The organism is Streptomyces sp. NPDC050418, from assembly GCF_044458745.1.
Classification (GTDB): domain Bacteria; phylum Actinomycetota; class Actinomycetes; order Streptomycetales; family Streptomycetaceae; genus Streptomyces.
On sequence record NZ_JBITIG010000008.1, the window covers coordinates 16,733 to 43,029 of the forward strand.

The following is a 26,297-nucleotide window of genomic DNA, read 5'->3' on the forward strand; positions in this document are numbered from 1 at the left end:
GGGACACCTGCCGTGACCGCACACCAAGAGTCATCGCAAGAAGTCACCACAAATCGACCGCCAGGCCGCCCGAACGGCAAGGAGACCAGCCCTCGTGTCCGTCCTCACCAAGCTCATGCGTGCAGGCGAAGGCAAGATCCTGCGCAAGCTGCACCGCATTGCGGACCAGGTCAACTCCATCGAAGAGGACTTCGAAGGCCTCTCCGACGCCGAGCTCCGTGCGCTCACGGAGGAGTACAAGGAGCGCTACCAGGAATACGTCGACAGCGACGGCAAGTCCGGTGACAGCCTCGACGACCTGCTGCCGGAGGCCTTCGCCACCGTCCGCGAGGCCGCCAAGCGCGTCCTGGGCCAGCGTCACTACGACGTGCAGATCATGGGTGGCGCCGCCCTCCACATGGGATACGTGGCGGAGATGAAGACCGGTGAGGGCAAGACCCTCGTCGGCACGCTGCCCACGTATCTCAATGCCCTGTCGGGCCGGGGCGTCCACCTGATCACGGTGAACGACTACCTGGCCGAGCGCGACTCCGAGATGATGGGCCGTGTCCACAAGTTCCTGGGCCTGGAGGTCGGCTGCATCCTGGCCAACATGACCCCGGCCCAGCGCCGTGAGCAGTACAACTGCGACATCACGTACGGCACGAACAACGAGTTCGGCTTCGACTACCTGCGCGACAACATGGCGTGGAGCCAGGACGAGCTCGTCCAGCGCGGCCACAACTTCGCCGTGGTCGACGAGGTCGACTCCATCCTTGTCGACGAGGCCCGTACGCCGCTGATCATCTCCGGCCCCGCCGACCAGGCCACCAAGTGGTACGGCGACTTCGCCAAGCTCGTCACGCGCCTGAAAAAGGGCGAGCCGGCCCAGCCCATGAAGGGCATCGAGGAGACCGGCGACTACGACGTCGACGAGAAGAAGCGCACCGTCGGCATCCACGAGTCCGGTGTCGCCAAGGTCGAGGACTGGCTGGGCATCGACAACCTCTACGAGTCGGTCAACACCCCGCTCGTCGGCTACTTGAACAACGCCATCAAGGCCAAGGAGCTGTTCAAGAAGGACAAGGACTACGTCGTCATCGACGGCGAGGTCATGATCGTCGACGAGCACACCGGCCGTATCCTCGCCGGCCGCCGCTACAACGAGGGCATGCACCAGGCGATCGAGGCGAAGGAAGGGGTGGACATCAAGGACGAGAACCAGACGCTCGCCACGATCACCCTGCAGAACTTCTTCCGCCTCTACAAGCGCCCCGACTACGACAGCGGCCTGTCCGGCATGACCGGTACGGCGATGACCGAGGCCGCCGAGTTCCAGCAGATCTACAAGCTGGGCGTCGTGCCGATCCCGACCAACCGCCCCATGGTGCGCAAGGACCAGTCGGACCTGATCTACCGCACGGAGAAGGCCAAGTTCGACGCGGTCGTCGACGACATCGCCGAGAAGCACGAGCACGGCCAGCCGATCCTGGTCGGTACCGTCTCCGTCGAGAAGTCCGAGTACCTCTCGCAGCAGCTCTCCAAGCGCGGCATCCCGCACGAGGTGCTCAACGCGAAGCAGCACGACCGTGAGGCGATCATCGTCGCCCAGGCCGGCCGCAAGGGCGCCGTCACCGTCGCGACCAACATGGCCGGCCGCGGTACGGACATCAAGCTCGGCGGCAACCCCGAGGACCTCGCCGAGGCCGAGCTGCGCCAGCAGGGCCTCGACCCCGAGGAGCACATCGAGGAGTGGGCGGCCGCGCTGCCCGCCGCCCTCGAGCGCGCCGAGGACGCGGTCAAGGCCGAGCACGACGAGGTCAAGGACCTCGGCGGTCTCTACGTCCTCGGCACGGAGCGGCACGAGTCGCGCCGTATCGACAACCAGCTGCGCGGTCGCTCCGGCCGTCAGGGCGACCCGGGCGAGTCCCGCTTCTACCTGTCGCTCGGTGACGACCTGATGCGTCTGTTCAAGGCCGCGATGGTCGAGCGCGTCATGGCCATGGCCAACGTGCCGGACGATGTGCCGATCGAGAACAAGATGGTCACCCGCGCCATCGCCTCCGCACAGTCGCAGGTCGAGCAGCAGAACTTCGAGACGCGTAAGAACGTTCTGAAGTACGACGAGGTGCTCAACCGCCAGCGCGAGGTCATCTACGGCGAGCGCCGCCGCGTCCTGGAGGGCGAGGACCTCCACGAGCAGATCCGCCACTTCATGGACGACACGATCGACGCGTACATCGCGGCCGAGACCGCCGAGGGCTTCGCCGAGGACTGGGACCTGGACCGTCTGTGGGGCGCGTTCAAGCAGCTCTACCCGGTCAAGGTCACCGTCGAGGAGCTGGAGGACGAGGCCGGTGACCGTGCCGGTCTGACCGCCGAGTTCATCTCCGACGCGATCAAGGACGACATCCACGCGCAGTACGACGCGCGCGAGGAGCAGCTCGGCTCGGAGATCATGCGTGAGCTGGAGCGCCGCGTGGTCCTCTCCGTGCTCGACCGCAAGTGGCGCGAGCACCTCTACGAGATGGACTACCTCCAGGAGGGCATCGGCCTGCGCGCGATGGCGCAGAAGGACCCCCTGGTCGAGTACCAGCGCGAGGGCTTCGACATGTTCACCGCCATGATGGACGGCATCAAGGAGGAGTCCGTCGGCTATCTGTTCAACCTGGAGGTCCAGGTGGAGCAGCAGGTCGAGGAGGTCCCGGTCGAGGACGCGAAGCCGTCCCTCGAGAAGGAGGATGCCGTCCCCGCGGCCGCCTCCCGTCCGGAGATCCGCGCGAAGGGCCTGGAGGCCCCGCAGCGCCGTGGCGGTCTGCACTTCTCGGCGCCGTCGGTGGACGGCGAGGGCGGTGTGGTCGAGGGCGACCTCGTCGACGACGCACCGTCCGGTCCGGTGCGCTCCGCCGCGGACGGGATGACCCGGGCAGAGCGGCGCAAGGCGCAGAAGGGCGGCGGCCGGCGCCGCAAGAAGTAAGGCTGTTCGGCAGTACGTGGCCGGGGTCCCGCACGCGATGTGCGGGGCCCCGGTGTGCGTTGCGCCCATCGCCTCGCCGGCGCCCATCGCCTCGCCGGTCACGCAGGCGTGCCCACCTCGATGGCCGTGCACTTCCAGCGCAGGTCCGTGCCCTGTTCCAGGCGGAAGGCCATGGCCCGCAGCCGGCCGCCGGCCGCGATCCGGGCGAAGGCCTCGATCACCCCGTCCTCGGGGCGGTGCTCGCCGCAGTCGCGGATGACGGGGCGGGTCCCGCGCCCGCTCAGCGGGGTGCGCGGGGCGAGCAGCGAGAGCTGGTCGTAGGCCTCGCCGAGGGTGTGGTTCAGCATCCAGTGCACGGGGCGGTGGCCGCTGAGGACGGCGAGGAGACGCTCGGCGAACCAGTAGCGGGGGAGCGTGGGGCGCTGCTGGACGGGTACGCGGCGGGATTCGCCCGGGCGCCGGGGATCGCGGCGGGAGGCCGGACCGCGGGACGCGGTGGTGCGGCGGGAGGGCGGGCGCGTGGTGCTCGTACTCATCTCGGATCCCCGTTCTGCCTGGTCGGGTGTGGTTACCCGGCGGTAGGTCTGGCTTTCTTGTACGGGGAACGCGGGGGTCGGGGCAATGCGGGCCGCCACCGTGCCGAGGTGCGGACGGGGTTCACCTATCAGGGTGTCCGGAGGCTGCCGTGACGGGCTCCACGGCCCTGGTGAGGGGCGTCGGGTTGACGTCGTACGGTGCCCTGGCAGCAACTCGAAAGGGGACGCCCGCACGTATCCTGAGAGCCTTCCCGTACGACGTGGGAATCCCATTCCGATGACGAAAGCGGCGGCTTCATGCGTGTCTACGTCCCCCTGACACTGGCCGGTCTCGCACAGGCCCACAAGGCCGCCGAGCTGGGGCCCGGGCCGCTGACGGCGTACGCGGTGACGCCCGCGCTGCGGGAGTGGTACGTGTCCGACGACCTGGAGGAGCTGGAGTACGCGGCGCTCAACCGGGCCGCCGCGGCCTCGCTGCGGCTGATCGCCGGTGACCCGGCGGCGGTGCCGCGGCGTGTGGTCGTGGCCGTCGACGTACCGGACGCGGACACGGCCGTCGACCCCGACCGCGGGCTCGACCCCGGGGCGCTGGGCGAGGTGCGGCTGGCGAAGGCGGTGACGCTGAAGAAGGTGGCGGCCGTGCACGTGGACGCGGACGACGCGGTGGCGGATGTCGCCGCGGCCGCCTCCGCGCTGGGCGCCGCCGATCTCGGGGACGATGACGCCCAGTTCACGGTGGACGGGGCCGAGGACCACGAGCTGCTGTGGTTCGCGACGCAGGAGATCCCGAATCTGATCGCGTGAGCGAGTGTACGGATCCGGGGCCGGAGCCTCGGATCCGTACGCGTCAACTCCCCTGCAGGAACTAGTCGCTGGGGCGCAGCGCCGCCAGTCGCTCCGCGAACGGGGTGACCTCGAAGCCGCCGTCCGGGTCGACCGAGGTGATCGCGCCGTGCAGCGAGCGCGGTGCGATGGCTGCCGTCGTGTCGACGTCCGGCCCGGAAACGGGCGCGGATCCCGACGCAGGCACGGACGCAGTCCCAGCCCCAGCCCCAGACGCAGTCCCAGCCCCAGACGCGTCCGCCGCCATGAAACGCGCCAACTCCCGCCCCGCGCGGGCGATCCGCTGTGCGAGGCCCTCCTCGCCCCAGTCCTCGGACGCCGCGTAGACGGCGGTCGGCAGGACGACGGCGCGCAGGTACGTGAAGAGCGGGCGCATCGCGTGTTCGGTGACCAGGGAGTGGCGTGCGGTGCCGCCTGTTGCCGCCGCGAGCACCGGCTTGCCGGTCAGGGCGTCCTTGTCGATGACGTCGAAGAACGACTTGAACAGGCCGCTGTACGACGCGGCGAAGACCGGTGTGACCGCGATCAGTCCGTCGGCCGCCGCCACCGCGTCGAGCGCGGCGGCGAGACGGGCCGGCGGGAAGCCGGTGACGAAGTGCTGGGCGATCTCCGTGGCGAGATCGCGCAGTTCGACCACTTCGACCTCGACCTCGGCCGTCGCGTCCACCTGGGCCACCGTCGCCGCCGCGAGGCGGTCGGCGAGCAGGCGGGTGGACGACGGGGAGCTCAGCCCCGCGGAGACGACGACGACCTTCATACCTGCTCCACCTCTTCCTGCTTCTTCGCCGCCACGCGTGCGGCGTGGGTCGGCGCGTCCGGCACGTTCGCCGGCTTGAGGCTCGCGAACTCCTTGCGCAGGACCGGGACGACCTCCTCGCCCAGCAGGTCGAGCTGCTCGAGGACCGTCTTGAGGGGCAGGCCCGCGTGGTCCATCAGGAACAGCTGGCGCTGGTAGTCGCCGACATGCTCGCGGAAGGACAGGGTCCGCTCGATGACCTCCTGCGGGGAGCCGACGGTCAGCGGGGTCTGCGAGGTGAACTCCTCCAGGGACGGGCCGTGGCCGTACACCGGCGCGTTGTCGAAGTACGGGCGGAACTCGCGCACCGCGTCCTGGGAGTTCTTGCGCATGAAGACCTGTCCGCCCAGGCCGACGACGGCCTGCTCCGGGGTGCCGTGCCCGTAGTGGGCGAAGCGCCGGCGGTACAGCTGCACCATCTGCTTGGTGTGGCTCGCGGGCCAGAAGATGTTGTTGTGGAAGAAGCCGTCCCCGTAGTACGCGGCCTGCTCGGCGATCTCGGGGGAGCGGATGGAGCCGTGCCAGACGAACGGGGCGACGCCGTCGAGCGGGCGCGGCGTGGACGTGAAGGACTGCAGCGGCGTACGGAACTTGCCCTTCCAGGTCACCACGTCCTCGTCCCACAGGCGGCGCAGCAGGGCGTAGTTCTCGACGGCGAGGTCGATGCCGTCGCGGATGTCCTTGCCGAACCACGGGTAGACGGGGCCGGTGTTGCCGCGGCCGAGCATGAGGTCCATGCGGCCGTCCGCGACGTGCTGGAGCATCGCGTAGTCCTCGGCGATCTTCACCGGGTCGTTCGTGGTGATGAGGGTCGTGGAGGTGGACAGGATGAGGTTCTCGGTGCGGGCCGCGATGTAGCCGAGCATCGTGGTCGGCGAGGACGGGACGAACGGCGGGTTGTGGTGCTCGCCGGTCGCGAAGACGTCGAGACCGACCTCCTCCGCCTTCTGCGCGATGGCGAGCATCGCCTTGATCCGCTCGTGCTCGCCGGGGGCGCGGCCGGTGGTCGGGTCGACCGTGACGTCGCCGACGGTGAAGATCCCGAACTGCATGCTGCTCACCTTCACTAGTTGTTGACTATTCAACTATACCGGAGAACAGCGGCCTCCGCCGGGCTATTCCGGACGGGTACCTTCGAGGGATGGGGAAGCAAGCGCACATCGTGTGGGACTGGAACGGGACGCTGTTCCACGACATCGACGCCGTCATACAGGCCACGAACGCCTCGTTCGCGGAGATCGGTCTGGAGCCGATCACGCTGGAGCGGTACCGGGAGCTCTACTGCGTGCCGGTGCCCAAGTTCTACGAGCGGCTCATGGGGCGGCTGCCGACGGATGCCGAGTGGGCCGTCATGGACGAGGCCTTCCACCGGCACTACTGGGCCTTCGCGGAATCGGCCGGGCTGGCCGAGGGGGCGCCCCGGCTGCTCGCCGAGTGGCAGGAGGCCGGGCTCACCCAGTCGATGTGCTCGCTCGCGCCGCACGACCGGCTGCTGCCGATCGTGCGCACACATGGCATCGAGGAGCGCTTCGTCCGGGTCGACGGACGGGTCGGGGACTCCACGGACGGCAAGGCCCAGCAGATGGCGCGCCACCTGGCGGCCCTGGACGGCGTCCAGGCCTCGCGGGCCGTGGTGATCGGCGACGCGGTCGACGACGCGGTGGCGGCGGCCCACGTGGGCGCGCGGGCCGTGCTGTACACCGGCGGCTCGCACAGCCGGGCCAGCCTGGCCGCGGCGGGCGTACCGGTGGTGGACTCCCTGGCGGAGGCCGTGGCCGAGGCGGAGCGCCTCGTGGGCTGAGGCCGCGCCCCCTGGCCGGAGGGCTACGTCACCGCCCGGGCCACGTCAGCGCCCTGGCTACGTCACAGGAGCTTTCGCCCGCAGCACCGTAAGGAACTCACGCATCCAGCGCGAGTGGTCCGGCCAGGCGCGGGACGAGACGAGGGTGCCGTCGACCACCGCCTCCGCGTCCTGGAAGGTCGCGCCCGCGGCCTGCATGTCCAGCTCCAGGGCCGGATAGGCCGTGACCCGGCGGCCGGTCAGGCTGCCGATGGCCGCGGTGAGGAGCGGGCCGTGGCAGATCTGGGCGACCGGCTTGTCCGTGTCGAAGAAGGTCTTGACGATCTTGCGGAGCTCCGGGTCGTTGCGGAGGTACTCCGGGGCCCGGCCGCCGGGGATCACCAGGGCCACGTACTGGCCGGGATCGACCTCGGAGAAGGCGAGGTCCGCGGGCCAGGTGTAGCCCGGCTTCTCCGTGTACGTGTCGAAGCCGGGCTCGAAGTCGTGCACCACGAACCGGAGCCTCTTGCGGGCCGGGGCCGCGATGTGCACGTCGTAGCCCTCTTCGCGCAGTCGCTGGTACGGGTAGAGGACCTCGAGGGACTCCGCCGCGTCACCGGTCACGATCAGGATCTTGCTGCTCATCGCCGCTCCTCCTGCCAACGTGCATCGGCCGGCGCCGCGCCGCCCTCCCGCCAACGTGCATCGCCCGGCCGTCCTTGCCAAGGGGGTGCGGCGCGGGAGCGGGTCCCGTTACGCCCCGTATGGCCCCCGCGTCTCTGTCCGGACTGTCAAACTTCGGGCCCGGCTTTTGTGCCAATACGGACCATGCCGGTCACCCCGTCAAGGGCGATAGCCTGTACGGCGTGATCAGTGCGATAAGCCACGGGGGCACCGGAGCCCCCCGCCTGCGCCCGGCCGACCGCCGTGCGTGGAAGGCCGCCGAGATCCTCCGGGGCAGGCCCGCCGTGGGAGCCGTGACGACCGTCGCGAGGCCCACCGCAGTGGCTGATTCCGCCCTCCTTTGTTGCGATGACGGCCTACCGTCGAGTTCGGCTCATCACCCCGAGTCGCGGCGCGATGCCATGAATGTCGTAAATGTCATAAGTGACGCCACTTCCTTCTACGTTGCGCAACGGCGCGCGACAGGAGCCAGAGGACATGCAGACCAAGCTGGACGAAGCCAAGGCCGAGCTGCTCGCACGGGCTGCCCGGGTCGCTGAGCACAGCCCGGTCGGAGGACAACTTCCGACCGGTGCCGCGAGTGAGGACCGCCCGGACGGCGACACCGTCCTCACGTATCTCCAGCGCTACTACCTGCACACCGCCCCCGAGGACCTGACCGACCGCGACCCGGTCGACGTCTTCGGCGCCGCGCTCTCGCACTACCGCCTCGCCGAGAACCGGCCGCAGGGCACCGCCAACGTCCGGGTGCACACCCCGACCGTCGAGGAGAACGGCTGGACCTCCAGCCACTCCGTGGTCGAGGTCGTCACCGACGACATGCCGTTCCTCGTGGACTCGGTGACCAATGAGCTGTCGCGCCAGGGGCGTGGCATCCACGTGGTCATTCACCCTCAGGTGGTCGTGCGCCGCGATGTCACCGGCAAGCTGATCGAGGTCATCGCGGACAACGCCGCGGCCGAGAAGGCCGCCGAGGCCGCGCACGAGACCCTCGTCGAGTCCTGGATCCACGTCGAGATCGACCGCGAGACCGACCGCGCCGACCTCAAGCAGATCACCGCCGACCTGCTGCGCGTCCTGTCCGACGTCCGCGAGGCCGTCGAGGACTGGGAGAAGATGCGCGAGGCGGCGATGCGGATCGCCGAGGAGCTGCCGCAGGAGCCCACCGCCGACGATCTGCGCGAGCAGGACGTCGAGGAGGCCCGTGAGCTGCTGCGCTGGCTGGCCGCCGACCACTTCACGTTCCTCGGCTACCGCGAGTACGACCTCACCGAGGACGACTCCCTGACCGCCGTCCCCGGCACCGGCCTCGGCATCCTGCGCTCCGACCCGCAGCACGCGGGCGGCGAGGAGGCGCACCCGGTCAGCCCGTCCTTCAGCCGGCTGCCCGCGGACGCCCGCGCGAAGGCCCGTGAGCACAAGCTCCTGGTGCTCACCAAGGCCAACAGCCGCGCCACCGTGCACCGCCCCAGCTACCTCGACTACGTCGGCGTGAAGAAGTTCGACGCCGACGGCAACGTCATCGGCGAGCGCCGCTTCCTCGGCCTGTTCTCCTCGGCCGCCTACACCGAGTCCGTGCGCCGCGTCCCGGTCATCCGCCGCAAGGTCGACGAGGTGCTCCGGGCCGCCGGGTTCTCGCCCAACAGCCACGACGGGCGCGACCTGCTGCAGATCCTGGAGACGTACCCGCGCGACGAGCTCTTCCAGACCCCGGCCGACGAGCTGCGCGAGATCGCCACCTCCGTCCTGTATCTGCAGGAGCGGCGCAGGCTGCGTCTGTACCTGCGCAAGGACGAGTACGGGCGCTACTACTCGGCCCTCGTCTACCTGCCCCGTGACCGCTACACGACGGGTGTACGGCTGCGGATCATCGACATCCTCAAGGAGGAGCTCGGCGGCGCCAGCGTCGACTTCACCGCCTGGAACACCGAGTCGATCCTGTCCCGGCTGCACTTCGTCGTCCGGGTCGCCCCGGGCACCGAGCTGCCGCAGCTCTCCGACGCCGACAAGGAGCGCATCGAGGCGCGCCTCGTCGACGCCGCCCGCTCCTGGGCCGACGGCTTCGCCGAGGCGCTGAACGCGGAGTGCGGCGAGGAGCGCGCGGCCGAGCTGCTCCGCAAGTACGGGGGCTCGTTCCCCGAGGGCTACAAGGCCGACCACTCGCCGCGTGCCGCGGTCGCCGACCTCGTCCACCTGGAGGCGCTCGGCCAGTCCGAGCAGGACTTCGCGCTCTCGCTGTACGAGCCCGTGGGCGCGGGCCCGGGCGAGCGCCGCTTCAAGATCTACCGGTCCGGCGCCCAGGTCTCGCTGTCCGCGGTGCTGCCCGTGCTGCAGCGGCTCGGCTGCGAAGTCGTCGACGAGCGTCCGTACGAGCTGCGCTCCAGCGACCGCAAGATCGCCTGGATCTACGACTTCGGGCTGCGGATGCCGGCCGCGAACGGCAACGGCGGCTACCTCGCCGACGACGCCCGCGACCGCTTCCAGCAGGCCTTCTCCGCCGTGTGGAGGGGCGAGGCCGAGAACGACGGCTTCAACTCGCTCGTGCTGCGCGCCGGTCTGGACTGGCGCCAGGCGATGGTGCTGCGCGCGTACGCGAAGTACCTGCGTCAGGCGGGCGCGAAGTTCAGCCAGGACTACATGGAGGACACCCTCCGCAACAACGTCCACACCACGCGCCTCCTTGTGAACCTCTTCGAGGCGCGGATGTCGCCGGACCGCCAGCGGGCCGGCTCCGAGCTGACCGACGGGCTGCTCGAAGAGCTCGACGGCGCGCTCGACCAGGTGGCGTCGCTGGACGAGGACCGGATCCTGCGGTCCTTCCTCACCGTCATCAAGGCCACCCTGCGCACGAACTTCTTCCAGGAGGCCACGGGCGGCAGGCCGCACTCGTACGTCTCGATGAAGCTCGACCCGCAGGCCATCCCGGACCTGCCCGAGCCCCGTCCCGCATACGAGATCTGGGTGTACTCGCCCCGCGTCGAGGGCGTGCACCTGCGCTTCGGCAAGGTCGCGCGCGGCGGTCTGCGCTGGTCCGACCGGCGTGAGGACTTCCGTACGGAGATCCTCGGCCTGGTGAAGGCACAGATGGTGAAGAACACCGTCATCGTGCCGGTCGGCGCCAAGGGCGGCTTCGTCGCCAAGCAGCTGCCGGATCCCGCGAAGGACCGTGACGCGTGGCTCGCCGAGGGCGTGGCCAGCTACCGGACCTTCATCTCGGCGCTGCTCGACATCACCGACAACCTGGTGGCCGGCGAGGTCGTGCCCCCGGCGGACGTCGTACGGCACGACGAGGACGACACGTACCTCGTGGTCGCGGCCGACAAGGGCACGGCGACGTTCTCGGACATCGCCAACCAGGTCGCCGAGTCGTACAACTTCTGGCTCGGTGACGCCTTCGCCTCCGGCGGGTCCGCGGGCTACGACCACAAGGGCATGGGCATCACCGCTCGCGGCGCGTGGGAGTCCGTGAAGCGGCACTTCCGCGAGCTCGGGGTCGATACCCAGACCGAGGACTTCACGGTCGTCGGCGTCGGCGACATGAGCGGTGACGTGTTCGGCAACGGCATGCTGCTCTCCGAGCACATCCGCCTGGTCGCCGCCTTCGACCACCGGCACATCTTCATCGACCCGAACCCGGACGCGGCCGTCTCCTACGCCGAGCGCCGCCGGCTCTTCGAGCTGCCGCGCAGCTCGTGGGCGGACTACAACACCGAGCTGATCTCCGCGGGCGGCGGGATCTTCCCGCGCACGGCCAAGGCGATCCAGCTCAACGCGCACATCCGCGAGGCGCTCGGCATCGAGTCCGGCGTCGCGAAGATCACCCCGGCCGAGCTGATGCAGGCGATCCTCAAGGCGCCGGTCGATCTGCTGTGGAACGGCGGCATCGGCACGTACGTGAAGGCGGCCGCCGAGTCGAACGCCGACGTCGGCGACAAGGCCAACGACGCGATCCGTGTCGACGGCGCCGAGCTGCGGGTCAAGGTCGTCGGCGAGGGCGGCAACCTCGGGGCGACCCAGCTGGGCCGGATCGAGTTCGCGCACCACGGCGGCCGGATCAACACCGACGCGATCGACAACAGCGCCGGTGTGGACACCTCCGACCACGAGGTGAACATCAAGATCCTGCTCAACGCGGTGGTGGCCGACGGCGACATGACCGTCAAGCAGCGCAACAAGCTGCTCGCCACGATGACCGACGAGGTCGGCCGGCTCGTCCTGCGCAACAACTACGCGCAGAACACCGCCCTGGCCAACGCGCTCGCGCAGTCCTCCAGCATGGTCCACGCCCAGCAGCGCTTCCTGCGCACGCTGGTGCGCGAGGGCCGGCTCGACCGGGCCCTGGAGTTCCTGCCGACCGACCGCCAGATCCGCGAGCGGCTCGGCAACGGACAGGGGCTCACCCAGCCGGAGACGGCGGTGCTGCTCGCGTACACGAAGATCACGGTGGCCGAGGAGCTGATCTCGACCTCGCTGCCCGACGACCCGTATCTGCAGAGCCTGCTGCACGCGTACTTCCCGTCGGCGCTGCGCGAGAAGTTCACCGACCAGATCGAGGCGCACGCGCTGCGCCGCGAGATCGTCACCACGGTCCTCGTGAACGACACGGTCAACGCGGGCGGTACGAGCTTCCTGCACCGGATGCGCGAGGAGACCGGTGCCTCGCTCGAAGAGGTCGTACGGGCGCACACCGCGGCCCGCGCGATCTTCGGGCTCGGCGAGGTCTGGGACGCGGTCGAGGCCCTGGACAACACGGTCGCGGCCGATGTGCAGACCCGGATCCGGCTGCACTCGCGCCGCCTCGTCGAGCGCGGCACGCGCTGGCTGCTCAACAACCGGCCGCAGCCGCTCGAACTGGCGGGCACCATCGGCTTCTTCGGCGAGGGCGTGCACCAGGTGTGGGCGGAGCTGCCGAAGCTCCTTCGCGGCGCGGATCTGGAGTGGTACCAGCAGATCTTCGAGGAGCTCACCGAGGCGTCCGTGCCGGAGGAGCTGGCGCAGCGCGTGGCCGGGTTCTCTTCGGTGTTCCCGACGCTCGACATCGTGCTGATCGCCGACCGGGCGGGCAAGGACCCGCTCGCGGTGGCCGAGGTCTACTACGACCTCGGGGACCGGCTCACCATCACGCAGCTGATGGACCGGATCAGCGCGCTGCCGCGTACCGACCGCTGGTCGTCCATGGCCCGCGCGGCGATCCGCGAGGACCTGTACGCGGCGCACGCGGCGCTCACCTCGGATGTCCTGACGGTGGGCAACGGGGGCTCGACGCCCGAGCAGCGCTTCAAGTCCTGGCAGGAGAAGAACGCGGCGATCCTGGGCCGTGCGAAGACGACTCTGGACGAGATCCAGAGCTCGGACTCGTTCGATCTGGCGAACCTCTCCGTGGCGATGCGGACGATGCGCACGCTGTTGCGCTCGCACTCGTAGCGGGGTAGCGCCGTACCGGAGCGCCTGGGGCCCTTGGCTCCAGGCGCTCCGGCGTTTTCCGGGGCCGGTGTCCGTGGGGTTCCTGGGCGCCGACGCCGCCACGTCTGTCCTTTATGCGATCAATTCGGTCATTTGGGTTAAGGTGGGCCAGATTGTGTACGAGCACGGAGGACCCACCGATGCCGACGAAGACAGCCGAGTCACCGGCGCCGCTGCCCACCGCCTGGGCCGACACGGCGCTGACCGTGGTGATGCCCACGTACAACGAGGCCGGGAACCTGCCGCGGATGACCGAGACCGTCATGGCGCTCACCGAGCAGCTGCCCGGTCTGAACCTGCTGGTCGTGGACGACTCCAGCCCCGACGGAACCGGTGAGATCGCCGAATCCCTCAGCGAGCGCTACAACGACGGACGCGTCCGGATGCGGGTCCTGCACCGCACCGGGAAGGACGGCCTCGGCCGTGCGTACGCGGCCGGAATGGGACAGGCCGTCGAGAACGGCGCGCAATACGTGCTGCAGATGGACGCCGACGGCAGCCACCCCGCCGGGAAGGTCTCCGAGATGCTCGGAGTCGCGCTGTCCACGGGCGCCGGAGTCGTCGTCGGCAGCCGCTACGTGCCCGGCGGATCCCTCTCCGACGCGTGGGGCGTCCACCGCAGGCTGCTCTCGCGCTGGGCCAACGCCTACGTGAGCACCATCCTCGGCACCCGCGTCCGCGACCTCACCGGCGGCTTCAACCTGTGGCGCGCGGAGACCCTGCGAGCCATCGATCTCGCCTCCGTGGGCAGCGCGGGCTACTCCTTCCAGGTCGAGATGAAGTACGCGGCGCTGCGCCGCGGCTTCGGAGTGCGCGAAGTCCCGATCCACTTCGAGGACCGCACGGTCGGCGAGTCGAAGATGGACTTCGCCGTGCAGCTGGAGTCCCTGACGATGCCGTGGAAGCTCCGCGCCGCCGCCTGTGCCAAGCGCTGAACCGCCGGGCCGAGACGAGTTGGTGAGCACACGCGTATGACCACGCTGCAGGACACCCCCGCCGTGGCGCTGCCGGAGGCGGCACCGGGACTCCGGGCGGGCCGTATGGTCCGCTACGGCAAGGAGCTGGCGAAGTTCGCGGTCGTGGGCGGCAGTGGCGTCGGCGTGAACTTCGTCGTCTTCAACCTGCTCCTGCACGGCCTCGGACGGGGCGCGATGACCTCGACCGTCCTGGCCAGCTGTATCGCCATGGGCACCAACTACCTGGGCTTCCGCTTCTTCGCCTACCGCGACCGCGCCAGGCGCACCGGCCGCCAGATCCTGCTCTTCTTCGTCTTCAGCGGGATCGGGGTCGCGGTCGAGAGCGGCCTGTTCTATGTGGCGTACCACGGCATCGCGATGAACGGACCGCTCGGCTCGAACCTCGCGAAGGCGGGCTCGATCATCCTGGCGTCCGCGTTCCGCTTCCTCGTCTACCGGACGTGGGTCTTCCAGCATGACGCGCAGCGCGCCTGAGGCGGTGCGCCGGCAGCGGCTGGTGCGAGCGCTGCCGCTGCTCGCCGTCGTCGCCCTTGTGGTCCTGCACGTCTTCGCCTATCCGGCGACGCGGTTCTCCAACGACTCGTACCGCTATGCGCGGGCCGCCTACGAGTTCCTCGGCGACTCCCCGAAGACCGCGCGGGACAAGGCGGTCACCGCGTACTGCACCGACACCGCCCACCTCGTGCAGCGCAACCGCATGCTCGACCAGCTGGCCTTCCGCGAGCCGGGTCAGCAGGCCGAGTACCTCGCGAAGTGCGAGAAGACGTACGCGAACGGCCTCGAACCCACCGACCCGCGCTACGAGAAGATCTTCCACACCCGGCCCGCCTACCCGCTGATGGCCGCGCCCTTCGTGGCCCTGCTCGGGGCCAAGGCGGGCCTGACCGCGGTCGCGCTCGGCTTCACCGCGCTGGCCGGGCTGCTGGTGTACATGCTGCTGCGCGCCCTTCGGGCACCGCCTCTCCTCGCCGTCCTCGGACAGGTCCTCTACTACGTGACCCCGCTGACCGCGTGGGGCGGACGGCCGCTCACGGAAGGCCCGATGCTGGCGCTGATGACGGCGCTGCTGCTTGCCTCCGTATGGCTGCTGCAGGGCCGGGTCGCCGCCGGTGCCTCGCTGTTCGCGGGCGCGTTCGCGCTCGGACTCGGCGTGAAGTACTCCAGCTTCCTGATGGTCGCGCCGTTCCTCGCGTCCGCCGCCGCGGTCTGTCTGCTCTTCGTGCCACGGACCCGGCACCGCGGCACCTGGTGGCTCGCCGGCCTCTCGGCGGGCGCCACCGCCGCGGCGCTCGCCCTGAGCAAGGCGCTCGGCCTGCCCGGCATGGGCGACTCGCTGCAGGACACCTTCACGCTGCACTGGGACCGCCCCGAGATCGCCGACCCCTGGCGGGCGCTGGCCCGCCTGAACCTCAACTACTGGTGGCAGTGGCTGCAGAAGGAGGCGCTCGCGCCCCTGCTGCTCCTGCTCCTGGCCGTCGGCCTGTGGGGCGCGTGGAAACGGTCCGTGCCGGTCGCGCTGTGCCTGGCGGCGGTGGGCCTCGTCGGCTTCGCGACGATGGCCGCGCATCCGCTGCGCGTCGAGCAGGACCGGCTGTACGTCCAGGTGTGGCTGGTCGTGGTGGTCGGCGTGCCGCTGTCCCTGGACCGGATGTGGCGGACCGCGCTCGCACGGGGCGCGGCCTCCGGGGCGCCGGAGGCGGCGGAGACGGCGCACCGGCAGGGGGACGTCCTCAGGGCGTAGGGCCGGACCGGCCCTGTCGTAACCCCTGCCCTCAGCGCCCCAGCAGCCCCTTCACCCGCCGCTTCAGCGGCCGCAGCGCCTTCACCACCGCGCCCACCGGCTCCCACCGCACCTGCAGCCGCCCGGAGTTGCGCCCCTCCGGCTCGACGGTCACGCGGTGGGCGACGCCGAAGCGGGGACGGATCACCGTGGTCAGGGGGGTGAAGTCCAGCGGGGCGAGGAGCAGGCCCGTGGTGCGCTGTCGGTCCTGTTCCAGTTCCAGGACCGGGTGGCGGGTGCCCGTGAAGCCCTGCGCGGGGAGGTCCGCCGCCGCGAGGTCGAGGCGGACCGTGCCCTCGTAGACACCGGGGCGTACGACGTCGAGGCGGAAGCGCCGCGTATGGCGCCGGCCGCCGGGCGCGATGTGCAGGGCCGCCACATGCGGGCCGACCGCCAGCTGACGGCCCGGGTCGTAGGTGCGCACGGCCAGGTCGAGCGTGCCGGGCGCGCCCGGTGTGACCGAGGTGATCTCGTGGCGGAAGTGCGCGGTGGCGAAGGGGCGGGTGGTCAACTCCAGGTCGGACAGGTCGAGTTCGGCCTTCGTCCGGTCCGTGACCGGGATCCGCGCGCCCCAGTAGACCCGCCCGTCCTCGTCGGTGACCGTCTCGCGCGGCGCCACCCCGTGGCCCATGCCGCGCGCCGCCACCTGGGCGTCCGCGTACCGTCCGTCGCGCAGCAGCTGGATCACCACGCGTTCGGCGCGCGGCAGCCGGGCGAGCGCGGCGGGGGAGACGGCTTCGAGATAGGGGACCACCGCGCCGGCGAAGGAGCGCACCCAGTCCTCGTCGCGGAACGGCAGATCGCCCGCGTACATCCGGAAGTCGTGCTTGAGGAACTTGTAGTCCTTGTCCTCGCGCAGCCCGCCGTGACCGCTCTCCACGAGGAAGGCGTCGATGAGGGTCTGGACGTGGATACGGTCCCGTACGTTGCTGATCTTGTGGCGCTGGTTGGAGATCGAGGCGGCGCCCGCGTCCGCGAACGGCTCGATGTACCAGCGGTACACCGGCTCGGGCACGATCGTGAACGCCTTGGCCAGGCAGTACGCCTGTGCCGAGAACAGCTGGTCCTCGTAGTGGATGCCCTCGGGGAAGCGCAGTTCGTGCCGGTCCAGGAAGTCCTTCGTGTACATCTTCGAGGTCGACAGATGCTCGAAGAGCAACCGGGGCTCGGCCTCGATGCCCTCGACCGTACGGCGCTCCGCGACAAGCTCCGGCATCCACAGACTGCGCCGGCCGGTGTCCACGCGCACCCGCTCGACCTGCCCCATCGCGAAGTCGACAGCGCGTTCGCGATGCGCGGCGAGCAGCGACTCGACGGCGTGCGGCGGCAGTTCGTCGTCGCTGTCGAGGAACATCAGATACGGGGCGCGCGCGAGCTCCATGGCCCGGTTGCGCGGGGCGCTGCAGCCGCCGCTGTTCACCGGGAGCCGCAGATAGCGCACCCGCCGGTCCTCGGCCGCCAACTGCCGTGCCACCTCGGGGGTGTCGTCGGTGGAGCAGTCGTCGCTGATGATGATCTCGATGTTCGCGTGCGTCTGCGCGCGCAGCGAGGCCACCGCGCGCGGCAGCCGCTCGGCGTCGTTGTAGACGATGACGGTGATCGTGACGTCGGGGTTCATCGGGCGCACGCCTCCTCGGGGCTCGGTGCGGGCGTGCGGTCCTCGACCGGGATGATCCGGGGCAGCGCCTCGGGCCGTTCGCCGAGGAAGACCCGGCGCACCACGCGCTCGGCGGCCGCCCCGTCGTCGAACTCGCAGAAGCGCCGGCGGAACGCGGCCCGCAGCTTGGCCGACGCGGGATCGTTCCAGGCGTCGGAGCGCAGGATCCCGGTCAGTTCGGCCTGGGTGCGGGCGACGTGGCCCGGCGGTTCGGCGAGCAGGTCGAAGTAGATGCCGCGGGTGCGGGCGTACATCTCCCAGTCGTCGGCGTAGATGACGAGCGGCCGGTCGAGGTTGGCGTAGTCGAACATGATCGACGAGTAGTCCGCGATCAGCGCGTCCGCCGCGAGGCAGACGTCCTCGACCGGGTCGTACGCGGAGACGTCGACGACCCGGCCCGTGCCGCGCAGCTTGGCGAGCGGCGAGGCGGAGCCGCCGTAGAAGTAGTGCCCGCGCACCAGGAGCACGGTGTCCTCGCCGAGCGACTCGGCGAGCGCGGCGAGGTCGAGGCGCGGGGTCCAGCCCGCCTCGTAGTCGCGGTGGGTGGGCGCGTAGAGCAGGGCCCGCTTGCCGGGCGCGATGCCGAGTTTCTCGCGGACGGCCCGTACGTCGGCGGCCGTGGCCCGGTAGAAGACGTCGTTGCGCGGATAGCCGTAGTCGAGCGGCGTGTAGTGCGACGGGTAGGCGTGCGCCCACATGCGCGTGGAGTGGCTGTTGGAGGAGAGGCTGTAGTCCCAGCGGTCCACGCGGGCGAGCAGCGCACGGAAGTTGAGGCCCTTGGAGGCCGTGGGGAAGTCCAGCTGGTCCAGGCCCATGCGCTTGAGCGGGGTGCCGTGGTGGGTCTGGACGTAGGTCTGCTCGGGGCGTTTGACCAGCATGTTGGGGAAGTTGACGTTGTTGACGAGGAAGCCCGCGCGGCCGATGACGTCCAGGTAGCGCTTGGTGCCCGGCACCACGTGATCCGTGCCGGGCGGCAGCAGCGGCACCTTGTCGGCGCTCACCACCCACACCGGGTGGATCTCCGGGGCGAGTTCGGCGAGCTTCGCGGCGATGGCGCCCGGGTTGCAGGCCACCCCGCGGTCCCAGTACGCGGAGAACAGCGCGAGCTCCCGGTCCACGGGCAGCGAACGGGCCTTCTCGTAGCGCCGCTTGCGCACGCCCGCGCCCAGCTTGCGCTTGCGCGCCCGGAGCGTGGCGCTGAGCTCGCGCTGCTTGCGGTTCGCCTTCTGCAGCGTGCGGTACGCGGTGAACTGGCCCTTGAGCAGCAGGTTCTGCCGCACTCCGGCGAGCCCGTCGGGCGCGCTGTGGCCCTCGGGGCGGTAGCGGACCGCGTGCTCGGAGGCGCGCCGGAAGTACTCGGGCGCGAGGCTCTCGGGGAGCAGCCCGGGGCGGGCGATGGTGCGCAGATACTCGGCGGTCATGCGGTCGTAGAGCGCTCCGCGCACGGTGGCGGGGGCGTTCTCGGCGAGGGCCCAGACGGCGTCGTACTCACGGAAGGACGCCTCGTGCTGCTCGGCGGTGAGCGGCGGGAGGCTCGCGCGGCGCAGCCGGCGCTCGGCGAGCAGCGCGGTGTCGAGGCAGGCGATGCGGTCGGCGCGGAGCAGCGAGGCGTAGGCGAGGGTGAGTTCACCGTCGTGGTCGTCGAGCCGGTCGCGGTAGAAGGCGGCGCGCAGGGCGCGGTTGCCGAGCAGCGGGGTCACGTCGAGCAGCGCGGGTGCGGCGGCGAGCGGGCGCGGCTCGGGGCCCGCCGCGGTGAGGAGCCGGGTGTCGGTGCTGGGGCGCGAAGGGTCCCACCAGTAGGCGCGGACGTGGTCGAAGAGCAGCACGTCGGCCGGGGTCTCCGCGTGCTCGGTGAGCGTGCGGACCGCGTCCGGGAGCAGCAGGTCCTTGCTGTCGAGGAACAGCAGCCATGGTCCGCGCGCCGCCGCGGCGCCCGCGCGCCGGGCCGCGGCCCGGTCCGGCTCGACGGGCAGCACCCGCGCGCTCAGCCCGTCGTACCCGTCGCACTCGGCCCGGGCCGACTCGTCCGCGGGCACCACGACAAGCTCGGCCTCGGGCACATCGGCGCCGGTGCCCAGTTGCCCGGCCACACTGTCCAGGCACTCCTGCAGACGGCCCTGCACATCGGGCCCGGTCACGATCACACTCAGCTTCACCGGTCGTTCCTTAGGGGGTGTTCGGCGGAGCGCACGTCGCTGTGCGCGGGCTCGTCTCTGTGCACGGGCTTGTCGAGATGGGTGCCGAGCCACGTCAGGGCGGCCGGGACCTCGCGTTTCCACGTGCTGAAGTTGTGGCCGCCCTCGTCGAGGATGATCCGCGCCATCCGCATCGGCCCCTCCTTCAGCTTCGCCAGGAAGTCGAGGGTGTTGTGGTAGTCGTACTCGCCCTCGGCGCTGCTGGTGACGAGCAGGGAGACCGGCGGCTGCGGGAGCTTCTCCATGCGCCACATCAGGTCGTTCTGCTGTTCCAGCTTCTTGTCGCCGTGGAACAGGTCGCCCGTGGTGTCGTCGGTCTTCGCCGCGAAGTACGGGGAGAGCGCGGCGCCCGCGGTGAAGGACTGCGGGTAGGTCATCGGGAGCTTGAGCGCGCAGTAGCCGCCCGTCGAATAGCCGGTCACGCCCCATTGCCGCGTGGCCGTACCGACCCGGTAATGCCCGCTGACCGCCTTCGGGAGGTCCTTCGCGAAGTACGTGAGCACCTTCGGGCCGCCGGGTACGTCCACGCATTCGGTGTCCCGCGGCGGGGTCACCGCCGAGCGGATGAAGATCATCACCGTGGGCGGCATCTTGCCCCGGCGCGCCTGGTCGCGCGCGGTGTCCACGAAGCCCAGCTCGTCGATCATCCCGTCGACCGTGCCGGGGTAGCCGGTGATGGCGAGGATCGCCGGGAACTCCTTGTCCCGGTTGGCCTTCTGGAAGTACTGCGGCGGCAGATACACCTTGGCGTCCGCGGCGATCCGGGTGCTCGCCCCGGTGATCTTCACCGTCTCCAGACGGCCGCCCCCGTGCACGGCCTGCTCCGACTGGAGGGAGACGAGCTTGCCGCCCGGACCGACCTCCTGGACGACGCCTTCGCCCTGCTCGGTGCCGAAGAGGTCGTCCCAGGACGCGTAGAACTCGAACTTGTCGTTGACGTACAGGAGCACCACCGAGAGCACGGCGAGCTGTGTGCAGACGAGCAGCAGGAACCGTCCGGCCAGGGCACGGACACTGGTCCGCGCCAGCCGTGGCCACAGCCACATGGTGAGCGCGAACAGCGCGATCGCCACGAGGACCGTGAGCAGCAGCAGGGTGGTGCTGGTGAGTCCCATCGGGTGCGTTCCTTGCTGGGGGCGAGAGGCCGTCCCCGACAAGAAGAGGCTAAATGTCCGGTTTGGGTTCTACGAGTCGTGGGTGACGCCGGTCACCGGGCCGGGCACGGTCACGGAGCCCCGTCACGGAGCCCCGTCCGCTCCAGGGCCCGGACGGCTCACTTGCCCGTGAACCGCTCGTACTCCTCCAGGACCTGAGCCGTCGGCCCGTCCATCACGAGCTCGCCCTTCTCCAGCCAGAGCACCCGGTCGCAGGTGTCGCGGATCGACTTGTTGCTGTGGCTGACCAGGAAGACCGTGCCCGCCTTCTCGCGCAGCTCCCGGATCCGCTGCTCGGAGCGCTTCTGGAAGCGCCGGTCGCCGGTCGCGAGCGCCTCGTCGATGAGCAGGACGTCATGGTCCTTGGCCGCGCCGATCGAGAACCGCAGCCGGGCCTTCATGCCCGAGGAGTACGTCCGCATGGGCAGCGAGATGAAGTCACCCTTCTCGTTGATCCCGCTGAAGCCGACGATCCCGTCGTAGTGCTCCCGTACCTGCTCGCGGTCCATCCCCATGGCCAGACAGCCGAGCGTCACATTGCGCTCGCCGGTCAGATCGTCCATCAGCGCCGCGTTCACCCCCATCAGGGAGGGCTGGCCATCGGTGTAGATCCGCCCGTTCTCGCAGGGCAGCAGCCCGGCGACAGCGCGCAGGAGCGTCGACTTCCCGGAGCCGTTCGTGCCGATCAGGCCGATCGCCTCGCCGCGGTACGCGGTGAACGAGACGCCGCGCACGGCGTGCACCTCACGGACCTTGGGCCGCCCGCGGCGGCCGAGGATCCGGCTGAGCGCGGAGGTGGCGGAGCCGCGGCCCGCGCCGCCGCCGGTGACGCGGTAGACGATGTCCACGCTGTCGGCGATGACGGTCGGGACGCGTTCCTCGGTCCGCTGGGCCGGGACGGGAGCGGGGGTCGTGAGGGTCTTGGTGGGGCTTGAGGTGAGGGTGTCAGCCACGGCCGTAGGTCTCCTCTGCCTTCCAGAAGTAGATGAAGCCGCCCACGCCGGCGAGCAGTGCCCAGCCGAGGGCCAGGGCCCAGACGTGGGGCGGAAGCTGACCGGCGGTGAAACTGTCGATCAGCGCGAAGCGCATCAGGTCGATGTAGACGGCTGCGGGGTTGCACATCAGGGCGGAGTGCACCCAGTGCGGTACGTCGGTGACGACCTTGTCGAGCGCGAACATCACGCCGGACAGGTACATCCAGGTCCGCAGGACGAACGGCATCAGCTGGCTGATGTCCGGGGTCCGGGCGGCGATGCGCGCCATGATCAGGGCGAGGCCCGTGTTGAACAGGAACTGCAGGGTCAGGGCGGGCAGCACCAGGAGCCAGGACGCCGTCACCGGCAGCCCGAAGCCGAGGACGATCGCGATCAGGGCGAGCATCGAGAAGAGCAGCTGCTGGAGCTGCTGCAGACAGAACGAGACCGGCAGCGCGGCCCGCGGGAAGTGCAGGGCGCGCACCAGGCCGAGGTTCCCTGTGACCGCGCGCGTGCCCGCCATCACCGAGGCCTGCGTGAACGTGAACACGAACACGCCGGTGACAAGGAACGGGACGTAGTCCGGGATGCCGCGCTTGGCGCCGAGCAGGATCCCGAAGATGAGGTAGTAGACGCCCGCGTTGAGCAGCGGGGTCATGATCTGCCACAGCTGGCCGAGCCGCGCCTGGCTGTACTGCGCGGTCAGCCGCGCCGTCGCGAACGCGGTGATGAAGTGCCGTCTGCGCCACAGCTGGACGGTGTAACTCCCCAGCGAGGGGCGGGCGTTGGAGACGCTCAGGCCGTGCCGCTCGGCCAGCTCGCGGGCGGAGGGCGCCGGCCCGGCGGCCGGGAGCGCCGGTGGGGCTTCCAGGACCTGACTCACGTATGACCTCGCATTGCCGTGCTTCATTGCCGTGCTTTACGTCGGGACGGACCCGTATCGTCGCGTCGTGAGCGTAGGGCGGATCGACGTCGGAACGCAACCGTTTCGTCGTCACGGACGTATGCTGTGCCGATGACGTCCTCGCCCGCACCCGCCGCCCCCGACCCCGCCGCGCCCGGTGACGGCAAGGCGAAGGCCGCGCGGCGCCGGGCGCCCGCGGGCGCCGCGGTGCTCCGCGAGGATGTGACCGAGGCCATCCGCACGGCGGTCTTCGCGGAGCTCGCCGCCGTGGGCTACGGGCGGATGTCGATCGAGGGCGTCGCGCGCCGCGCGGGCGTCGGCAAGACCGCCGTCTACCGGCGCTGGCGCTCCAAGCTGCACCTGGTGCTCGACCTCGTCTCGGCCGTCGCCGTGCAGGGTCTGCCCGCGCCCGACACCGGCACCCTCGAAGGCGATCTGCGGCTGCTCTACGAGGTCAGCTCGCGCGCCCTGCGGCACCCCGTGGCCGGCCAGATCCTGCCGGATCTGCAGGCCGAGGCGGCCCGCAACCCCGAGATCCGCGAAGCCCTCGACAAGGCCCTGCGCGAGGGCCAGCACTCGGTGGCCAGCGGCATCGTCCAGGCGGCCGTCGCACGCGGTGAGCTGGGCGGTGCGGTGGACGAGGACCTGGCGCTCGACCTGATCTCCGGCCCGCTGTACTGGCGCTCTGTCGTCATGCGCACCCCGCTGCCGAAGGGCTATCTGGACCGTCTGACCGCGGCGACGGCGGCGGGACTGCGGGCGATGGCGCCCGCGCAGGAGAACTGACCGACCATGCACACTGTGCGGAAGAACGAACGTGCACAGGGTGCTGAAGAAGACGGAAACAGGGTGACCATGACCTGGTTGATCACCGGCGGCGCCGGATACATCGGGGCGCATGTCGTCCGCGCCATGCTCGCGGCCGGCGAGCGGACGGTCGTGCTCGACGACCTGTCGACGGGCATCGCCGCGCGGCTGCCCGAGGGCGTGCCGTTCGTCGAGGGCAATGTGCTCGACCGGGCCGTGCTCGACAAGGTGATCGCCGAGCACGAGGTCACCGGGGTCGTGCACCTCGCGGCCAAGAAGCAGGTCGGCGAGTCCGTCGAACTGCCGCTGCACTACTACCACGAGAACGTCGAGGGCCTGCGGGTCCTGCTCGCCGCAGCCGCGGCCGGCGGGGTGCGCTCCTTCGTCTTCTCGTCCTCGGCCGCCGTGTACGGCATGCCGGACGTGGACCTCGTCACCGAGGACACCCCGTGTCTGCCGATGAGCCCGTACGGCGAGACGAAGCTGGCCGGCGAGTGGCTGGTCCGCGCGACCGGCCGCGCCCACGGTCTGGCGACCGCGTCGCTGCGGTACTTCAACGTGGCGGGCGCGGCGAGCCCCGAACTCGCCGACACCGGGGTCTTCAACGTCGTCCCGATGGTCTTCGAGCGGCTCACCGGGGGCGGGGCGCCGAAGATCTTCGGCGCCGACTACCCGACGCCGGACGGCACTTGTGTGCGCGACTACATCCACGTCGCCGATCTCGCCGACGCCCATGTCGCCGCCGCCCGCACCCTCGCCGCCGCGCCCGGCCGCGACCTGACGGTCAACATCGGCCGCGGCGAAGGCGTTTCGGTCCGCGAGCTCGTCGATCTGATCGGCGAGGTCACCGGCTACGACACCACGCCCGAGGTCACCGACCGCCGCGCCGGCGACCCGGCCCGCGTCGTCGCCTCGGCCGACCGGATCACCGCCGAGCTGGGCTGGAGCTCCCGGCACGATGTCCGCGACATGATCACCTCGGCCTGGGAGGGCTGGCAGCACCACCACCCGGAGGCGGCACGCGTCTGACGCGTTCCGCTCGGGTCACCCGACAGCGGACCGGCGGCTCACGACAGTGCCCGGACCACCCGGTGGGCGCGGCGGCGCAGCACCTGCGCCACGCCGCGCACACCGGGGGCCACCCGGACGGCGAGGTTGCCGCCGCTGGTCGCGTACGGCTGGACGAGCCGGATGCCGCGCCGCAGATCGCGTACCGCCGTGCGCCGCAGCACCCCGGGCCCCGCCACCGCGCGCCCCGTGGTCTCCCGGTGCGTGCCGTCCGCGAAGCGCACCCGCAGCCGCAGGTCCCACACGGCCGCCGAGGGGTCGAGCGCGCCGAGGTCGATCAGCACCTCCGCGGTCCACTTCCCGCCGCCCGGGCCGGGGCCGGCGCGCCACGCCGCCGTCCGCCGCACCGTCCGCGCGACCCCGGCCCGGTCCCGCAGCTCGACGTCCACGATGGTGGGTCCGGCCGCGGCGACGCGTCCGTACAGCTCGTGCAGCGTCAGCGTGAGCACCGAGGTGCGCACCCGCGGCAGCAGGCTCGCGTCGACCGCGAGCGGCAGCAGCCGCATCGGCCGTACGAGCAGATGCCCGAGCCCCACCCGCGCCAGCTCCGCCGACCACACCGGTCTGCCGTCCCCGTCCGTCGCGTACGGCGGGACGAGCCGGGCGGGGCGGGCCGCCACCTGCTGCAGCCGCGGCAGGTCGACGGGGTGCGGCGAGGCGAGCAGGACGCGGGCGATGACCCGGCCGGGGGCGGGCGCGCGCTCGAAGTCCGCGTCGTCGAACGTGGCGAGATAGGTGCGCGTCAGGCGCCACCACTCCTCGCGGTACTCCGGTGTGCGCTGGTCGAGTTCGCGCGTGTACATCCGCAGGCCGTGCTCGAGGAACTTGGCGCGCGCCGCCCTGGCCAGCTGCTTCTCGCCCGCGTCGGCGAGGATCCCGACCACCTCGCGGTGCGCGTCCATCCGCGCCTGCCAGTTGGCGATCCCCGCGCGGTCCAGCGAGATGGAGAGCCGGGCGGCGGAGCGGCGCACATGCCATACGTAGACGGGGTTGGAGATCAGCGCGTACCGCGGACCCGCCGCCAGCACCTTCGCGCCGAACACGAAGTCCTCGTAGACCACCGCGCCGTCGGGGAAACGGATGCCGTGCTCGCGCAGGAAGTCCGTGCGGTAGAGCTTGTTGACGCACAGGGTGTCGTGCACGAGCCGCGGGCGCCGGCGCGGGTGCGCCACGATCGACGGGGTGTCGTACAGCTCGGGCTCCCACGGCACCTCACGGCCCGAGGGCAGCTCCTTGCGGACGCAGAGTCCGGCCGTGACCTGGGCGTCGTGCTCGCGCGCCGCCGTGAGCAGCGCGTCGACGGCGCCCGGCGGCAGTACGTCGTCGCTGTCGAGGAACATCACGTACGGGGACGTACAGGCGTCGATGCCGTCGTTGCGCGGGGTGCCGCAGCCGCCGCTGTTGGTGCTCCGCGCGATCACCTTGAGCCGCGGCTCGTCGGCGGCGAGGCCGTGCAGCACGCCGAGGCTGCCGTCCGTCGAGCGGTCGTCGACCGCGATGACCTCGCGGACGGCCGTGCCCTGCGCGAGGGCGGAGCGCACCGCGTCGGCCACGTGCTCCGCGTCGTCGTAGCCGATGACGACGACGCAGACCTGAGGCTCGTGGGGCTTGTGGGCTGCGGTGGGCTCGAGGGACGGCGGGCTTTCCATAGTCGGAAATAGTAGTTGTGGGCCGTAATTGTCCAGTTAAGGGAAGGTCAAGACCGGATCTCCGTCACCCATCG

At 70.7% G+C, this 26,297-nt stretch carries 19 protein-coding genes; 9 read left to right on the forward strand and 10 right to left on the reverse strand.

All coding sequences use genetic code 11. The features are described from left to right. Positions 1–94 precede the first annotated feature (94 nt). Positions 95–2,956, forward strand: coding sequence for a preprotein translocase subunit SecA (secA, locus tag ACIBI4_RS20285; RefSeq protein ID WP_399205326.1), 2,862 nt, complete (start codon positions 95–97; stop codon positions 2,954–2,956). Positions 2,957–3,054: 98 nt separating this feature from the next. Here the strand turns inward: secA and ACIBI4_RS20290 are convergent, their stop codons facing one another. Then, positions 3,055–3,492 carry an Rv3235 family protein gene (locus tag ACIBI4_RS20290; protein WP_399205327.1) on the reverse strand — a complete coding sequence of 146 codons (438 nt, stop codon included), beginning with the start codon at positions 3,490–3,492 and terminating at the stop codon, positions 3,055–3,057. Positions 3,493–3,789: 297 nt separating this feature from the next. Here ACIBI4_RS20290 and ACIBI4_RS20295 point away from each other — a divergent pair, with 297 nt between their 5' ends. After that, the gene (locus ACIBI4_RS20295) at positions 3,790–4,296 is read left to right on the forward strand and encodes a DUF6912 family protein (protein WP_399205328.1); all 507 of its coding nucleotides are present in this window, start codon (positions 3,790–3,792) and stop codon (positions 4,294–4,296) included. Positions 4,297–4,357: 61 nt separating this feature from the next. On the opposite strand, the gene ACIBI4_RS20300 is transcribed toward ACIBI4_RS20295, so the two are convergent. After that, a complete protein-coding gene (locus ACIBI4_RS20300; RefSeq protein WP_399205329.1) occupies positions 4,358–5,092 on the reverse strand; it encodes a CE1759 family FMN reductase in 735 nt (244 codons plus the stop codon). Beyond that, a complete protein-coding gene (locus ACIBI4_RS20305) occupies positions 5,089–6,183 on the reverse strand; it encodes an LLM class flavin-dependent oxidoreductase (RefSeq protein ID WP_399205330.1) in 1,095 nt (364 codons plus the stop codon). The genes ACIBI4_RS20300 and ACIBI4_RS20305 overlap by 4 nt, the downstream gene beginning before the upstream one ends. A gap of 89 nt (positions 6,184–6,272) precedes the next feature. Here ACIBI4_RS20305 and ACIBI4_RS20310 point away from each other — a divergent pair, with 89 nt between their 5' ends. Next, complete coding sequence (locus tag ACIBI4_RS20310; protein WP_399205331.1) at positions 6,273–6,932, forward strand: HAD family hydrolase; 660 nt, start codon at positions 6,273–6,275, stop codon at positions 6,930–6,932. Positions 6,933–6,989: 57 nt separating this feature from the next. On the opposite strand, the gene ACIBI4_RS20315 is transcribed toward ACIBI4_RS20310, so the two are convergent. Further along, on the reverse strand, positions 6,990–7,556 hold the full coding sequence (locus ACIBI4_RS20315) for a DJ-1/PfpI family protein (protein ID WP_399205332.1): 567 nt from the start codon (positions 7,554–7,556) through the stop codon (positions 6,990–6,992). 516 nt (positions 7,557–8,072) lie between these two features. Between ACIBI4_RS20315 and ACIBI4_RS20320 the strand changes: the two genes are divergently transcribed. The 4 genes from ACIBI4_RS20320 (at position 8,073) to ACIBI4_RS20335 (ending at position 15,776) form a co-directional block, all read left to right on the forward strand. Then, entirely contained in the window at positions 8,073–13,019 is a 4,947-nt protein-coding gene (locus ACIBI4_RS20320) for an NAD-glutamate dehydrogenase (protein WP_399205333.1), read from the forward strand. 179 nt (positions 13,020–13,198) lie between these two features. Further along, positions 13,199–13,993 (forward strand): polyprenol monophosphomannose synthase, encoded by a 795-nt coding sequence (locus tag ACIBI4_RS20325; RefSeq protein WP_399205334.1) that lies wholly within the window; start codon positions 13,199–13,201, stop codon positions 13,991–13,993. 36 nt (positions 13,994–14,029) lie between these two features. Beyond that, complete coding sequence (locus ACIBI4_RS20330; RefSeq protein ID WP_399205335.1) at positions 14,030–14,509, forward strand: GtrA family protein; 480 nt, start codon at positions 14,030–14,032, stop codon at positions 14,507–14,509. Continuing rightward, positions 14,490–15,776 carry a hypothetical protein gene (locus ACIBI4_RS20335; protein WP_399205336.1) on the forward strand — a complete coding sequence of 429 codons (1,287 nt, stop codon included), beginning with the start codon at positions 14,490–14,492 and terminating at the stop codon, positions 15,774–15,776. The genes ACIBI4_RS20330 and ACIBI4_RS20335 overlap by 20 nt, the downstream gene beginning before the upstream one ends. Before the next feature lie 31 nt (positions 15,777–15,807). On the opposite strand, the gene ACIBI4_RS20340 is transcribed toward ACIBI4_RS20335, so the two are convergent. From ACIBI4_RS20340 to ACIBI4_RS20360, 5 genes are all read right to left on the reverse strand, one after another. Beyond that, on the reverse strand, positions 15,808–17,433 hold the full coding sequence (locus tag ACIBI4_RS20340) for a glycosyltransferase family 2 protein (RefSeq protein WP_399205337.1): 1,626 nt from the start codon (positions 17,431–17,433) through the stop codon (positions 15,808–15,810). Beyond that, on the reverse strand, positions 17,430–19,628 hold the full coding sequence (locus tag ACIBI4_RS20345) for a CDP-glycerol glycerophosphotransferase family protein (RefSeq protein WP_399205338.1): 2,199 nt from the start codon (positions 19,626–19,628) through the stop codon (positions 17,430–17,432). Before ACIBI4_RS20345 ends, ACIBI4_RS20340 begins: the two co-directional genes overlap by 4 nt. Next, positions 19,625–20,782, reverse strand: coding sequence for an alpha/beta hydrolase (locus ACIBI4_RS20350; RefSeq protein ID WP_399205339.1), 1,158 nt, complete (start codon positions 20,780–20,782; stop codon positions 19,625–19,627). Before ACIBI4_RS20350 ends, ACIBI4_RS20345 begins: the two co-directional genes overlap by 4 nt. Positions 20,783–20,940: 158 nt before the next feature. After that, a complete protein-coding gene (locus tag ACIBI4_RS20355) occupies positions 20,941–21,774 on the reverse strand; it encodes an ABC transporter ATP-binding protein (protein ID WP_399205340.1) in 834 nt (277 codons plus the stop codon). Further along, positions 21,767–22,678: an ABC transporter permease gene (locus ACIBI4_RS20360; RefSeq protein WP_399205341.1), complete on the reverse strand. Its 912-nt coding sequence runs from the start codon at positions 22,676–22,678 to the stop codon at positions 21,767–21,769. The genes ACIBI4_RS20355 and ACIBI4_RS20360 overlap by 8 nt, the downstream gene beginning before the upstream one ends. 132 nt (positions 22,679–22,810) lie before the next feature. Between ACIBI4_RS20360 and ACIBI4_RS20365 the strand changes: the two genes are divergently transcribed. Both ACIBI4_RS20365 and galE read left to right on the forward strand, forming a co-directional pair. Further along, complete coding sequence (locus tag ACIBI4_RS20365; protein ID WP_399205342.1) at positions 22,811–23,485, forward strand: TetR/AcrR family transcriptional regulator; 675 nt, start codon at positions 22,811–22,813, stop codon at positions 23,483–23,485. Between the two features lie 69 nt (positions 23,486–23,554). After that, positions 23,555–24,535: a UDP-glucose 4-epimerase GalE gene (galE, locus tag ACIBI4_RS20370; protein WP_399205343.1), complete on the forward strand. Its 981-nt coding sequence runs from the start codon at positions 23,555–23,557 to the stop codon at positions 24,533–24,535. Between the two features lie 38 nt (positions 24,536–24,573). Here the strand turns inward: galE and ACIBI4_RS20375 are convergent, their stop codons facing one another. Further along, positions 24,574–26,223, reverse strand: a complete 1,650-nt coding sequence (locus ACIBI4_RS20375; RefSeq protein WP_399205344.1) for a glycosyltransferase family 2 protein — start codon at positions 26,221–26,223, stop codon at positions 24,574–24,576. Positions 26,224–26,297: the final 74 nt, after the last annotated feature.

Coding starts and splice junctions, on each gene's coding strand:
- ACIBI4_RS20325 (WP_399205334.1), top strand. CDS start 13,199: ATGCCGACGAAGACAGCCGAGTCACCGGCGCCGCTGCCCACCGCCTGG.
- ACIBI4_RS20330 (WP_399205335.1), top strand. CDS start 14,030: ATGACCACGCTGCAGGACACCCCCGCCGTGGCGCTGCCGGAGGCGGCA.
- galE (WP_399205343.1), top strand. CDS start 23,555: ATGACCTGGTTGATCACCGGCGGCGCCGGATACATCGGGGCGCATGTC.
- ACIBI4_RS20290 (WP_399205327.1), bottom strand. CDS start 3,492: ATGAGTACGAGCACCACGCGCCCGCCCTCCCGCCGCACCACCGCGTCC.
- ACIBI4_RS20375 (WP_399205344.1), bottom strand. CDS start 26,223: ATGGAAAGCCCGCCGTCCCTCGAGCCCACCGCAGCCCACAAGCCCCAC.
- ACIBI4_RS20320 (WP_399205333.1), top strand. CDS start 8,073: ATGCAGACCAAGCTGGACGAAGCCAAGGCCGAGCTGCTCGCACGGGCT.
- ACIBI4_RS20295 (WP_399205328.1), top strand. CDS start 3,790: ATGCGTGTCTACGTCCCCCTGACACTGGCCGGTCTCGCACAGGCCCAC.
- ACIBI4_RS20315 (WP_399205332.1), bottom strand. CDS start 7,556: ATGAGCAGCAAGATCCTGATCGTGACCGGTGACGCGGCGGAGTCCCTC.
- ACIBI4_RS20350 (WP_399205339.1), bottom strand. CDS start 20,782: ATGGGACTCACCAGCACCACCCTGCTGCTGCTCACGGTCCTCGTGGCG.
- ACIBI4_RS20365 (WP_399205342.1), top strand. CDS start 22,811: ATGACGTCCTCGCCCGCACCCGCCGCCCCCGACCCCGCCGCGCCCGGT.
- ACIBI4_RS20310 (WP_399205331.1), top strand. CDS start 6,273: ATGGGGAAGCAAGCGCACATCGTGTGGGACTGGAACGGGACGCTGTTC.
- ACIBI4_RS20305 (WP_399205330.1), bottom strand. CDS start 6,183: ATGCAGTTCGGGATCTTCACCGTCGGCGACGTCACGGTCGACCCGACC.
- ACIBI4_RS20335 (WP_399205336.1), top strand. CDS start 14,490: ATGACGCGCAGCGCGCCTGAGGCGGTGCGCCGGCAGCGGCTGGTGCGA.
- ACIBI4_RS20300 (WP_399205329.1), bottom strand. CDS start 5,092: ATGAAGGTCGTCGTCGTCTCCGCGGGGCTGAGCTCCCCGTCGTCCACC.
- ACIBI4_RS20340 (WP_399205337.1), bottom strand. CDS start 17,433: ATGAACCCCGACGTCACGATCACCGTCATCGTCTACAACGACGCCGAG.